This is a genomic window from Burkholderia sp. TSV86 (assembly GCF_001522865.1).
Classification (GTDB): Bacteria; Pseudomonadota; Gammaproteobacteria; order Burkholderiales; family Burkholderiaceae; genus Burkholderia.
Map to the genome: position 1 here is coordinate 1 of NZ_LOWB01000040.1, position 12,398 is coordinate 12,398.

Sequence of the window (12,398 nt, forward strand, 5' to 3'; positions counted from 1 at the left end):
TCTCAAGGCCACCATCGAATTCGCGCTGCGGCACCCCGAAGTCAAGGACGAGTTCGCCGCTTATCTGCGCGAGCGCGACGCAAGCCCGCTGTAATTTTCATTCTGAATCGCGTGCGGCAAGGCGGGCATTGCACCGCCGAGCCGCACGCCGAGTCACGGCGCCTGGTTTCCGCCCGGATCGCGCTGAGCGCTTAGCTCCCGCGCTTAGTGTGCATCGACGGGTTTCACCGACACCACGCCCAGCACCTTACCCTGATCGTCCTGCTTGGTTTTGACGAGCCAGCCGCCGCCGGCGAACGGCAGTTGCGCGAGCGCGCTTTGCACGAGCGCGGGCGCGGCTTGCAACGCGTCGGCCTGACGATCCTGAACAATCGCCGACACACGGTACGCTTCATTCCCCGTCGCGCGTTCGACGAAACGCAGCGTCAGCATGTGCCGGTAGACCGTTCCGAACAAGCCGAACGGCGCCGGCCCGTCGACGGCGATACACGCCGGCTGCTGCTCGCCGCCGCAGCCCGCCTGCGCCAGCGCAACCGATGCCGGCTGCGTCGCATACGCCACCGTTAGGCGATAACGGGCCTGCGCGGCGCCTTCCTCGGCAAACCCGCGCCGAGCCAGCTCGCTGCGCACGAGCGCCTCCACGCGCCGATAATCCGCATTGTCGGCCTGGGCGCTCGTCTGCACGAAATCATAGGTTTGCGCGCCCGCGAGCGCCCCCGACGCACTAACACCGGTCGTGACCGACGCGCAGCCGGACAGCAATGCAACCGCCAGTCCCGCCCCCGTCCACAAGATCTTCATAAGTTCTCCCATACTCGCGGATTGCCCCGCCATTTCTCGCGACCGCTGGCCCCATGCGCGCCGCTTGCACAACTCCGCTTGCCGAACATCCCCCATCATGCCGACGGTTCGTCGAGCGTCGGCAACGATACGGTGATCTCGGTACCCACGCCAGGAGTGCTGTCCACGCCGACGCTACCGCCGTGCCGCACGATCACGGTCTTGACGAATGCCATGCCAAGCCCCGCGCCGGCGACCTCCGGCCGCTCGTTCGCATGAAAGCGCTTGAAGCGCTCGAACAGATACTGCTGATCCTCGAGCGGAATGCCGTATCCCTGATCGCGGATCGCGCAGTGCATCCGCTTGGCCATCGGTTCGACTGATAGCGTACACGTGATCACGGTATCCGTCGGACTATATTTGACCGCATTGTTCAGCAAGTTGACGAGCGCGCGTGTCATCAGCGAACGGTCGGCGCCGATCCAGCACGGCGCGGTGCCGATCGACGTGTCGATGCGTATGCGCTTCGCCTGCGCCTGCGGCCAGACTTCGTCGCTCGCGTCGATCAGCAGGTCCGCAAAGCTCACGACCTCGAGCTGATAGGTTTGCGACTCGGCGCGCGCGAGCTGCACGAATTCGTCGGCCAGCATCAGCGCGCGCTGCGCATATCGCTCGATCCGCGCGAGCAGCCCGCGCATATGCTCGGACTCCGCGCGCGGCCGCTCGATCTCGACGAGAGCGAGAATCGACGACTGCGGCGAGCGCATGTCGTGCGACAGCAGGTGCAGCGCCTCCTCGCGCTGCCGCTCGGCCGCATGCAGCGCGGTCACGTCGACGAGGCTCGCGATCCAGCCCGTCACTCTGCCCTGAGCGTTGGTGCACGGCGCGTAGCGTAGCAGATGATCAAGCCCTTCGCGATCACGAACCTCGACGCCGCGCTCCATCACGTCGTTGCGGCTGTCGCGCGTCGGGTCGAGCGCGGCGGGCCAGCGCTCGCGAATCGCGACATCGGACTCGGCCTGGCCGTCGACCGTCTTCATGAACGAAAGCTCACCGAAAGCCGAACGCAACGGCCGCCCTTCCGGCGCCGGCACGTTCAGCCGCCCGCAATAGCGCTTGGCCGCATGGTTGGCGATCAGCACGACGCCTTCCAGATCGGTGACGACGACAGGCTCCGGCATGCTGTCGAGGCTGTCCCACACAAAGCGCTTCATGTCCTGCACGCGCTGCGCCGCCTGCGCCATCAGCGCCATCTGCCGCTCGAGCACGTCGCCGCCGAATTCGTTGCGATCGCGCGGCGCCTCGGGCAACAGATGCGGCTCGTCCGCAAGCCGCTGCAGCTCATAGCGCAGATACGACATCGTCATTTCGAGCCGCCGCCAATTCCAAATCGGATAGGCCGCGATCAGACCGAAGATCGCCGGCGCAGGCGACAGCCACAGCCGCGCGTAGTAAAGAAGCGCCGCGCTCGATACGACCGCGAACAGCGCGAGACTCAGCGTGAGCAGCAGCGAGCGCCACGGCGACAACATCAGGAAACCCGCGAGCAGCACGACGAGCGGCAGCAGCGACGCGGCGAAGATCACCCAGCCCGAGGCGGGCGAGATCGCGCGATCGTTCATCAGCATGTCGAGCGCGCTGGTATGGATGTAGACGCCGGGCAGCGGGCCGAATTCGCCCGAGATCGGCGTCGCGAACCGGTCGCCGAGCCCCGACGCCGTCATGCCGATGATCACGACCTTACCGCGCAGCTGTTCCGCGTTGACGTTGCCCGAGAGCACGTCGACGAACGACACGCTCGGATAGGTCGCCGTCGCAAGGCCGAACGGAATCAGATAGCGGTCTTCGCCTGTCGCGTGCTCGGCAAGCTCGCGCATCCGGTGCGCGATCGGCCTCGGGTGCGCAAGCTTGAGCCGGCCATCCGCGACAGCGCGAAACACGGACATCGACAGCAGCGGCCAGCCCTGCCGGCCGTCGCTCTCGAACGGCGCGATGCTGCGCACGATTCCGTCCGGATCGACTTCGACGTTGATGTGCCCCGTTCCCGCGATGCTCTGCGCGATCGACGGCACAGGCGGATCGACCGCGCGCGTGCCGTCGGGCATCTCCTCGTGCAGCAGCACCGGCACGAATGTCGGCACGAGGCCGAGAGACTGCGCAAACGCTCTATCGTCGGGAGACGGATCGCTGAACAGCACGTCGTAGACGACCGCAGCGGGCTTCGCCTTCGCGATCGCGGCGATGAATTCGGCCTGGATGTTGCGCGGCCATGGCCAGCGTCCAAGCAGGTTGATGCTGCGGTTGTCGATCTCGACGATCACGAGATTGGGGTCGATCGGCAGCTTGCGCAGCGTCAGCAGGCGATCGTAGATGATCCGGTCGACGCTCGACGTCGTGCGCCCCATCACGCCCACGAGTATCACCGCGACTCCGAGGCAGCCGATCGCGATCCATTCGACGAGGAAGCGGCGGCCCAGCAGCCGCCGCCGTTGCGTGCGGTCGAATCTCATCCGCCGCCCATCAGCGCGCGACCGTAAACGAGTTGACCGCGCCGGCCTTTTCGTAGAAACGGCCGCCCTCGAACCGCTCCGCGATCACTGCCCAGTAATATTCGCCCGGCTTCAGATTCGATACGACGATGCGCCCGCCCTTCAGATCGACCTGATCGACGATCGGATTGCTCAGATCCTTCGACGACGACAGCACAAAGCGGAAACGCGTCGCATCGCCCTTGTCGCTTTCCGTCGTGGACCAGCGGAACGCATAGCCGCCGTTGTCGCTCGGCGCGGCCGACGCGTCGATGCCGAAGCGGCGCCGCTCGAACGCGTAGATGCGCGGCACGCCCTCGAGGCCGTGCGAATCGAGCGCCGACACACGCACGAAATAGGTGCCGTCCGGCACGTCGTCGAACGTCGCGCGCGGCGAGCTCACGCGAACTTCCTTGAAGAGGTCGTAAAGGCTCGCGTCGCGGCCGATTTGCACGTGATAGGCGCTCGCGCCGTCGAGCGGCGCAAGCGCGAACGCGACATCCGGCTCGTCCTGCACTTTCGCCGGATCGACGAGCGTCGGCGCGGCAAGCAGCGCGATCGGCGCGCCCACGTCGCCCGTCGAACTCGCCACGCTGCCGTAGTTCGCGTGAACGAGCATCAGGTCGTCAGCGGCGCGCTTCGCATCCGGCGCGACGCCGACCGTGCCGTCCAGCACTTCGACCGTCGTCGTCGCCTTGCCGTCCTTGTTGTAATTCACGCGAAAGTGCGTGCCGCGCACGCCGGCCACGACCGACGGCGAGCGGATCTGGAAGCGGTCGTCCTTTTTCTTCAGGTGGGTGACGTCGCTGTCGACCGAACCGCGCTTTAGGTCGATCACGCGTTCGAGCGTGCCCGTGAGCACCGTGCGGCGCAGCGTCGACAAGTCGATTTGGCTGTCCGGCGGCAAGCTCAGGTGCGTGCCGTCCGCGAGTTCGAGCGTGACGAAGCCGTTCGCGCCCGTGCGCAGGCGATCGCCTTCGGTCAGGGTCGTGTCGACCGACGCGGGCACGAACTGGTCGTCACCGCGTGACGCGCTCTCGACCGGCCCGTGCGCGAAGACCACGCGCGCGGACAGCCGCTCCTTGCGCAGCCGCGACGCGGGCAGCTTCAGCGCGATGCCCGGCAGCAAATGCTTGGGCACCGGCACGTCGTTCAACTGCGCGACGAGCGGCCAGTCCCCAGGCCCTTGCAGATAGCGGGTGGCGACGTCGTACAGCGTATCGCCTTCGCGCGTCGTGTATTCGACGACCGGCGTCGCCGCGGCCGCGCGCTTGGGCGACTGCGCGACCGATAGCTGCGGATACGCGGCGAACGCCAGCACGGCGGCGCCGCACGCAGTCAGCGCAAGTTTCGTTACCCGAGTCACCCGAATGCCCGCCGTCACTCCGCCTCCCCTAGTGCGATGCGCTCGAGCCGATAGCCATAGCCGTAAATCGGCGCGAGACGGTAGCCGTTTTCCGGACGCAGGCCGAGCTTCGTGCGCAGCATCGAGATGTGCGTGTCCATGGTCCGCGACGGAATGTCGGTTGCCTGCTTCCAGACGAGATCGAGAATGTGCGCGCGCGACAATGGCCGGTCCAGATGCTGGAACAGCAGCAGCGCGAGCTCGAATTCCTTTTGCGTCAGGCTCACCGGTTTATCGTCGACGTATGCCTGCTTCAGGTTGACGTCGAACTTGTAATTGTCGAATTCGCGAACCGACGACTCGGAATTGACGGGATACGCGCGCCGCAGCAGCGAACCGATGCGCGCGCGCAGAATCGGACCCGACACGGGCTTGACGACGTAGTCGTCGGCGCCGGCGTTCAGAATCTGCGTGATGCCCGCCTCGTCGTCGCGGCTCGTCATGAAAATGATCGGCAGCCGATGTTCGACCTGGCTCTCCCGCACCCACTTCAACACTTCCTCGCCGGACATGTCGGGCACGTTCCAGTCGAGCACCAGCAGATCGAACGTCTCCCGCTGCAGACGCTTCTTCAGCGCCTTGCCTTCCCTGAACGCGTAGCAGGTGTGACCCGCGGCCGTCAGTGTCTGACTGACGAAATCCGTTTGGGCTTGATCGTCATCCAATACAGCAATTCTCATAGCACCCCGCAAAACGAAATCCATTCAGCCTCTCACACGCGGCGCCGCACAGCAATGGCCGGGCGCTGATTCAGCCCCCGCCCCGTCATCCGCCGCTATCGGCCAAATGGTGATGGTGTTGTCCGTTCGACTAGCCCGCAAACCGCTATTTTATGTGATAGACAGCGCGATATCTCAAAAACAGGGGACGCAAGACCTACGTTTTCACGATAGTAGTATGAAAACGCCATGGAGATCGCCAAGAAACCGGCTTGAATCGCAGCTTTGTTACCGGGGCCACAACTCCAACGGCCGGCTGCCGCAGCCCAAACCGGCATCGCACAAGCAAGCCGTTGCATTCAAGCTTACAGAACGGAATCGGGCTCGGCCACCTTCCGCGCCGACGGATGCATCCGTTGCAGCGCATCATGCAGCCGACCGCGCACGTGCTCCCACGCGGCACGCGCATAATCGGGTTGATCGGCCGCCCATGCATGCGCGAGATCAAACACGCGCTCGACCGTGGCCGCGCAACGTGTGAGTTCGGGCTCGGGGCTGCCAAGCGCCTCCCGTATCCATTCGGCGAGCCATGGCATGTCGCTCGCGCTGGAATCCGCATAAGCCTCGAGCGCGGCCCGCGCATGACGATCCTGTGCGGAGTCCAGTTCGACGCGCTGCACGTTCGTTCGATGCCGCATCTTGCCATTCGGCTCGAACGGTATTCGAATCGCTCCCGATCTGAACAGCATCGCATCCCCCCGTTGGTCGTCAACGACACGCACCGGGCATGCCGGCCCGCGGCCACCCATCTTGCACGGCCTTTGCGCAGGCGATCCGGCACGAGTATAAGCAGCGGGTAACGGCAGATGGTTTAAGGATTGTTAGACGCTCGCGCGCAACGCATACGCACATGCCGCGCGGCCGGGCCTCGAACCGTCAGCGGCGGCGCATCAGGAAGATGAAGGTTTTGTCTTGCGTCGTCGCCTCGACGATCTCGTTGCCCGTTTGCTTCGCGAATGCGGCGAAATCGCGCTGCGAGCCGGGATCGGTGGCGAGCACCTTCAGGATCTGCCCGCTTTCCATGTCGGCCAGCGCTTTCTTCGCGCGCAGGATCGGCAGCGGGCAGTTGAGCCCGCGCGCGTCCACTTCTTTATGTATGTGCATCGGCTTTCGACCTTCGAATCGCGCCGTCGCGGCGCTTTCGCTGTGGGGAGCGCCGATTTTACCGCAAGCATCGCGCGCCGCATTCGCGATGAGTGCAAGCGGGCTGCCTCGCCTGGGCCGCCTACTTCACCCGCCTCGCCCGCCTCGCCCGCCTCGCCTACCTCGCCTACCTCGCGTTGCCGCGCCTGTTGCCGCGCGCTGGGCCCGCTATCCGCTCGGCCGGTTTCGTCCGGCCCGTCGCGCTGGCCGCCGCCCGCTACAACTCCACCGCCCGCCCGGTGTCGAGCGACGCGCGCAGCGCATGGCCGATACGCGTCGCCTCGAGCGCATCGGCGAGCGTCGCGCCGCCGCCCACGCCCTCGTCGCCGCGCACCGCCGCGACGAACGCCTGCGCCTCGATCAGGAACGCTTCGTCGAAACGGTCGAAAAACGTCGGCGTGCACGTGTTTCGAATGCCCGTCGCATCGTAGATCTCGACGCGGTTCGCGCGCGGGTTGCGCCCGATCGTCAGCGCGCCGGCCGTGCCGATCACCTCGGAATGCGTGTCGTTGCCGTGCGCCATCGTGCGCGACGCGTAGAACATCGCGAGCCCGCCGCCGTCGAATTCGCAGATCGCCACGCCGTTGTCGACGTCGCCGCACGCGCGCAATCCTTCATGCAGCGCGACCGTGCCGGCCGCGTACACGCGCTTCGCGCGCGGTGAGCCGAGCAGCCATCGCGCGACGTCGATGTCGTGCACCGTGCAGTCGAGAAAAATTCCACCCGAGCTGGGCGCAAAGCGCACGAAAAAGCCGTCGGGATCGTTCTGGTCGCAGGTCTGCGAGCGCACCAGGAACGGCCGGCCGATCGAGCCCGACGCGACGCGCGCGTAAGCATCCCGATAACTGGGATCGAAGCGGCGCATGAAACCGATCATCGCCTGCAGATGCGGCCGCGCATTCGCCTCGGCGAGCACCCGCTCGCATTCGGCAAGGTCGAGCGACAGCGGCTTCTCGCAAAACACGTGCTTGCCGGCGGCAAGCGCGGCTGCTATCTGATCCGCATGCAGCGCCGACGGCGTGACGAGCCACAGTGCATCCAGCTCGGGATCGGCGACGAGCGAATCGAAGCTGTCGTACACGCGCGGCACCTTCAGCGCATCACGCGCCCACGCGCATTCGTCGGCAACCGGGCTGCATGCCGCCGCCAACTCGGCGCCCGCGACGCGGCGCGCGAGATTTTCCGCATGACGCCGGCCGAGCCGGCCGAGCCCGGCGATGCCGATGCGCACCGGCTCGCGACGCGTCGACTTCGACGGGCTGGCCGACTCGGCGGGCTTGGCCGGCCTCGGCGCGGCCGCCGAGGCCGGCGCATTTGATGCGCCCGATGCGCTCATCGGATTCACGAAACCTTTCAGTACCGCCATCGCTCGCCTCCTTCAGGCCGCCGTTTCACCGAGCTTCACCGCGCGGGCCTCGCGCCACGACAGCGTCGCCGCCTCGGCAAGCTCAAGCGCCTTCACGCCGTCGGCGACCGTCGTGCGCACCGGCTCGCCGCGCGTGACTGCCGCAACAAAGTGCTCCATCTCGCACACATACGCGGCGCGATAGCGCTCCAGGAAGAACGCCTCGGGCAGATCGGTCGATACCGCGCTCGCCGTGTAGCCCGTCACCTCGGTCGGCCGCACGTTGCCCGCCTGCAGCATGCCGAGGCTGCCGAGCACCTCGAAACGCTGATCGTAGCCATACGCGGCGCGCCGCGACGTATTGATCTGACAAAGCCGGCCGCGCTTCGTGCGGATGGTGACCGCCGTCGAATCGATATCGCCCGCGTGCGCGATCGCCGGATCGGTCAGACAACTGCCCGTGGCATGCAGCGTGTCGGCCTCGTCGTCGAGAATCCATCGGAAGATATCGAAATCGTGAATCAACATGTCCTTGAAAATCCCGCCCGAATGCTTGATGTAATCGACGGGGGGCGGACCCGGATCGCGGCTCGTCACGACGAGCGCCTCCGGCGTGCCGATCTCGCCCGCGTCGATGCGGCGCTTCACCGCGGCGAACGTCGGATCGAAGCGCCGCTGAAAGCCGATCATGCAGACCACGCCCGCTTGCGCGACGGCGGCCTCGCACTCGCGCGCGCGCGCGAGCGTCAGGTCGACGGGCTTCTCGCAGAACACATGCTTGCCGGCGCGCGCGGCGCCGACGATCAGGTCCGCGTGCGTGTCGGTGCTCGAGCAGATCACGGCCGCGCCGATCGACGCGTCGCCGAGCGCGCCGTCGACGTCGGCAACCTGCGCGCCGTGCTGCGCGGCGAGCGCCGCCGCCGCGTCGCGGTTGACGTCGACCACGTATTTGAGCCGCACGCCGGGCTGGCGCGCGCAATTGCCCGCATGAATGCGGCCGATCCGCCCGGCGCCGAACACAGCGACGTCGATCGCCGGCACGGCCTTCGCTACTGCATCAGTCATCGTATCCTCCAGTGTCTTTGACTTCTTCGACGTTCAATTCCAGCCGGTACGCGAGCGCGATGAACAGCGCCTGGCACAGGCAAATCGTGCTCGTCAGCGAGCGGAACGCGAACGCGCTGCCCTCCTTCACGAGCAGATGGGCGGTGGCATCGCGCGCGAGCGGCGACAGCCGGCTGTCGGTGATCACGAGCGTATCGGCGTGATTGTGCCGCGCGGCGCGCAGGCAATATTGCGTCTCCTTGCCGTAAGGCATGAAGCTGATCGCGATCACGACGTCGCCCTTCGTCACGCTGCGGATCTGCTCGCGGTACATCCCGCCGAGCCCCGACACGAGATGCACGCGCTTGGCCGTATGCTGCAGCGCGTAGACGATGTAGCTCGCCACCGGAAACGACCGGCGCACGCCGACCACGTAAATGTTCTCGGCGCGCTCGAGCATGGTGACCGCGGCGTCGAACTGCGCGTCGTCCAGGCCGGCTGCGAGTTCGTCGAGGCCCGCCCGCGACGCGTCGATGAACTGCCGCGCGACCGCGCCGCCCGTCATCGGCCCCGCATCGCCGTCGATCAGGCTGCGAATGCGCTGCTGATAGCTCTGCACGGAGGGGTTCTGGCCCGTGTACGCATCCTTGAACACCGCCTGCAAATCGGAAAACCCGGAAAAGCCAAAGCGCTGCGCAAAGCGCACGACGGCCGACGGATGCACGCCGCAACGCTCGGCGATATCGCTCGTGCGATCCATCATCACGCTCGAGCGGTGTTCGTCGATATACGACGCGACGCTCTTCAACTGGCGTGGCAGCGCGTCGTATGTGTCGGCGATGCGTTGCAGCAGATCGTCGACGGCGGGCGTTTCGGATTGGGGCGTGTCATCCATGGGCAGGGTTGCGGCGGGCCGCGCGGCCTTCCGGCTGAATCTGAATTTGTCGTGCCCCGAGTATAGGCGTGCGCGAATCGAAATGGAATAAATTTTCCACAATCAAATTAAATAAAATTTTCTTTGCAATTCGTTGCGAGTTGACCTAACCTTGCTCGTGAACGCAGCCCGATCTGCGTTCACCCGATAACGACAGACACAGGTGGAGACATGAGACTTTGCACTGGCAAGGCGCTGCTGCGCGCATTGACCGTCGCGCTCGCCGCGCTCGCGGGCGTTGCGATGCCGGCGGCGCATGCGGCGGACGCCCGTTTCGTGCTGATCAGCCATGCGCCCGATTCGGATTCGTGGTGGAACACGATCAAGAACGCGATCAAGCAGGCCGATGAGGATTTCAACGTCACGACCGACTACCGCAACCCGCCGAACGGCGACATCGCCGATATGGCGCGCCTGATCGAGCAGTCGGCCGCGCGCGACTACGACGGCGTGATCACGACGATCGCCGATTACGACGTGCTGAAGAATTCGCTCAAGAAGGTCATCGCGAAGAAGATCCCGCTCGTCACGATCAATTCGGGCACTGAGGAGCAAAGCGCACAACTGGGCGCGATGATGCACGTCGGGCAGCCCGAGTACGTCGCGGGGCACGCGGCGGGCGAAAAGGCGAAGGCCGCCGGCGTGAAGTCGTTTCTGTGCGTGAACCACATCGCGACCAACAGCGTATCGTTCGACCGCTGCCGCGGCTTTGCCGACGCGATCGGCGCCGATTACAAATCGTCGACGATCGACTCGGGACAGGACCCGACCGAGATCCAATCGAAAGTCAGCGCATACCTGCGCAACCATCCGAACACGCAAGCGGTCCTCACGCTCGGCCCGGTGCCGGCCGCGGCGACGCTCAAGGCGATTCAGCAAATGGGGCTCACGGGCAAGCTGTATTTCGCGACGTTCGATTTCTCCGACGACATCGCCAAGGCAATCCAAAGCGGCGCGATCAAGTTCGCAATCGATCAGCAGCCGTACTTGCAAGGCTACATTCCGGTCGCCGTGCTGGCGATCGCCAAGCAGAACAAGACGAGCGACCCGGCGAAGATCCGTCAGCTTCTCGAAGCGAATCCGAAATTCCAGGCGCGTCTTGCCACTTACGGGCTGCAGCCGTCGTATGGGCCGAAGAACATCCGCTCCGGCCCCGGCTTCATCACGAAGGACAATCTGGACAAGGTGATCAAGTACGCGGGGCAGTATCGCTGAGGGCTTTCGCACCGCATCGCAGGTTTGAGCGCGCCGTGCGACGCGCGCGACCAGAATCGGCGCGACAGCACCGCGCTGGCCCGCGCGAGCGCTGAAGCACCAGCTCGAGCAGTTACAGGAGACATCATGGGCGTCATCGGCAAACACATTTCCGCGCATCCCCACGAGCAACCGCCGGCAGGCGCTCGTCCCGACGAGCGCCTGCGCGGCGAAGCATGGTTCCAGCGCTTTCTCAACCGCCCCGAATTCGCCGCGATTTCCGGCACCGTGCTGGTGTTCGCGGTGTTCGCGTTCGGCGCGGGCGGCTCCGGCATGTTCAATCTCGACGGGATCATGAACTGGTCGCAAGTCGCCGCGTATCTCGGGATACTGGCGGTCGGCGCATGCCTGCTGATGGTCGCGGGCGAGTTCGATTTGTCGATCGGCTCGATGATCGGCTTTGCCGGCATGATGGTGGCGATCCCGACGGTCTACTTCCACTGGCCGATCTCGCTCGCGATCCTGTTCGCGTTCGCGGGCTCGATGGCGCTCGGCGCATTGAACGGCTATCTGGTGATGCGCACGAAGCTGCCGTCGTTCATCGTCACGCTTGCATTCCTGTTCATCCTGCGCGGCCTCACGCTTGCGCTGTCGATCATGTTCGCGGACCGCACCATCGTCTCGGGCCTCGGCGACTACGCGCACGCCGATCCGATCGCGCACCTGCTGTTCCAGGGCGTGGCGTTCCACGGGCTGTTCCGCTGGCTCGCGCAGCACGGCATCGGCCAGATGCTCGACAGCGGCGAGCCGCTCGTGCCTGGCGTGCCAAAGGTGCTGCTGTGGTGGTTCGCGATCACCGCGATCGGCGCGTTCACACTCGCGAAGACCCGCTACGGCAACTGGATGCTCGCCGTCGGCGGCGACGCGCTGGCGGCGAAGAACGTCGGCGTGCCGGTGCGCCGCGTGAAGATCTCGCTGTTCGTGCTGAGCGCGTTCTGCGCGTGCCTGTTCGCCGTGCTGCAAGTGGCCGACATCGGCTCGGCCGCGGCCGACCGCGGGCTGCAAAAGGAGTTCGAGGCAATCATCGCCGCGGTGATCGGCGGCACGCTGCTCACCGGCGGCTACGGCTCGGTGATCGGCGCGGCGTTCGGCGCGCTGATCTTCGGCGTCGTGCAGATCGGCATCACGTACACGAATATCAGCTCGGACTGGTTCCGCGTGTTCCTCGGCGTGATGCTGCTCGTTGCCGTGCTGTTCAACCATTACGTGCGCCGCCGCGTATCGCAAGCATGACGCAACGCACCAC

The 12,398-nt window shown here is 65.7% G+C and carries 11 protein-coding genes; 2 read left to right on the forward strand and 9 right to left on the reverse strand.

The genetic code is table 11. The annotated features are described in order from the left end of the window. Positions 1-204: 204 nt before the first annotated feature. The 9 genes from WS68_RS06970 to WS68_RS07010 form a co-directional block, all read right to left on the reverse strand. A complete protein-coding gene (locus WS68_RS06970; protein WP_059570101.1) occupies positions 205-801 on the reverse strand; it encodes a DUF4136 domain-containing protein in 597 nt (198 codons plus the stop codon). Between the two features lie 95 nt (positions 802-896). Continuing rightward, complete coding sequence (locus WS68_RS06975; RefSeq protein ID WP_059570102.1) at positions 897-3,290, reverse strand: CHASE2 domain-containing protein; 2,394 nt, start codon at positions 3,288-3,290, stop codon at positions 897-899. Between the two features lie 10 nt (positions 3,291-3,300). After that, the gene (locus tag WS68_RS06980; RefSeq protein WP_059570103.1) at positions 3,301-4,692 is read right to left on the reverse strand and encodes a FecR domain-containing protein; all 1,392 of its coding nucleotides are present in this window, start codon (positions 4,690-4,692) and stop codon (positions 3,301-3,303) included. Next, the gene (locus tag WS68_RS06985) at positions 4,689-5,393 is read right to left on the reverse strand and encodes a response regulator transcription factor (RefSeq protein WP_059570104.1); all 705 of its coding nucleotides are present in this window, start codon (positions 5,391-5,393) and stop codon (positions 4,689-4,691) included. Before WS68_RS06985 ends, WS68_RS06980 begins: the two co-directional genes overlap by 4 nt. Positions 5,394-5,737: 344 nt before the next feature. Continuing rightward, positions 5,738-6,121 carry a hypothetical protein gene (locus WS68_RS06990; RefSeq protein ID WP_059570163.1) on the reverse strand — a complete coding sequence of 128 codons (384 nt, stop codon included), beginning with the start codon at positions 6,119-6,121 and terminating at the stop codon, positions 5,738-5,740. Between the two features lie 187 nt (positions 6,122-6,308). Beyond that, positions 6,309-6,536, reverse strand: a complete 228-nt coding sequence (locus tag WS68_RS06995; protein WP_059570105.1) for a sulfurtransferase TusA family protein — start codon at positions 6,534-6,536, stop codon at positions 6,309-6,311. Positions 6,537-6,792: 256 nt separating this feature from the next. After that, the gene (locus WS68_RS07000) at positions 6,793-7,806 is read right to left on the reverse strand and encodes a Gfo/Idh/MocA family oxidoreductase (protein WP_059570164.1); all 1,014 of its coding nucleotides are present in this window, start codon (positions 7,804-7,806) and stop codon (positions 6,793-6,795) included. A 147-nt stretch (positions 7,807-7,953) separates the two neighbouring features. Next, on the reverse strand, positions 7,954-8,985 hold the full coding sequence (gene iolG, locus WS68_RS07005; RefSeq protein ID WP_059570106.1) for an inositol 2-dehydrogenase: 1,032 nt from the start codon (positions 8,983-8,985) through the stop codon (positions 7,954-7,956). Continuing rightward, positions 8,978-9,859: a MurR/RpiR family transcriptional regulator gene (locus WS68_RS07010; protein WP_059570107.1), complete on the reverse strand. Its 882-nt coding sequence runs from the start codon at positions 9,857-9,859 to the stop codon at positions 8,978-8,980. Before WS68_RS07010 ends, iolG begins: the two co-directional genes overlap by 8 nt. A gap of 210 nt (positions 9,860-10,069) precedes the next feature. Here WS68_RS07010 and WS68_RS07015 point away from each other — a divergent pair, with 210 nt between their 5' ends. Continuing rightward, on the forward strand, positions 10,070-11,113 hold the full coding sequence (locus tag WS68_RS07015) for a sugar ABC transporter substrate-binding protein (RefSeq protein WP_059570108.1): 1,044 nt from the start codon (positions 10,070-10,072) through the stop codon (positions 11,111-11,113). Between the two features lie 126 nt (positions 11,114-11,239). Next, positions 11,240-12,385: an ABC transporter permease gene (locus tag WS68_RS07020; RefSeq protein ID WP_059570109.1), complete on the forward strand. Its 1,146-nt coding sequence runs from the start codon at positions 11,240-11,242 to the stop codon at positions 12,383-12,385. Positions 12,386-12,398 lie beyond the last annotated feature (13 nt).

Excerpts from the sequence above, each read along its gene's own strand:
- WS68_RS06990 (WP_059570163.1), bottom strand. The coding sequence starts at position 6,121 with ATGCTGTTCAGATCGGGAGCGATTCGAATACCGTTCGAGCCGAATGGC.
- iolG (WP_059570106.1), bottom strand. The coding sequence starts at position 8,985 with ATGACTGATGCAGTAGCGAAGGCCGTGCCGGCGATCGACGTCGCTGTG.
- WS68_RS06975 (WP_059570102.1), bottom strand. The coding sequence starts at position 3,290 with ATGAGATTCGACCGCACGCAACGGCGGCGGCTGCTGGGCCGCCGCTTC.
- WS68_RS07010 (WP_059570107.1), bottom strand. The coding sequence starts at position 9,859 with ATGGATGACACGCCCCAATCCGAAACGCCCGCCGTCGACGATCTGCTG.
- WS68_RS06970 (WP_059570101.1), bottom strand. The coding sequence starts at position 801 with ATGAAGATCTTGTGGACGGGGGCGGGACTGGCGGTTGCATTGCTGTCC.
- WS68_RS07015 (WP_059570108.1), top strand. The coding sequence starts at position 10,070 with ATGAGACTTTGCACTGGCAAGGCGCTGCTGCGCGCATTGACCGTCGCG.
- WS68_RS07020 (WP_059570109.1), top strand. The coding sequence starts at position 11,240 with ATGGGCGTCATCGGCAAACACATTTCCGCGCATCCCCACGAGCAACCG.
- WS68_RS06995 (WP_059570105.1), bottom strand. The coding sequence starts at position 6,536 with ATGCACATACATAAAGAAGTGGACGCGCGCGGGCTCAACTGCCCGCTG.
- WS68_RS06985 (WP_059570104.1), bottom strand. The coding sequence starts at position 5,393 with ATGAGAATTGCTGTATTGGATGACGATCAAGCCCAAACGGATTTCGTC.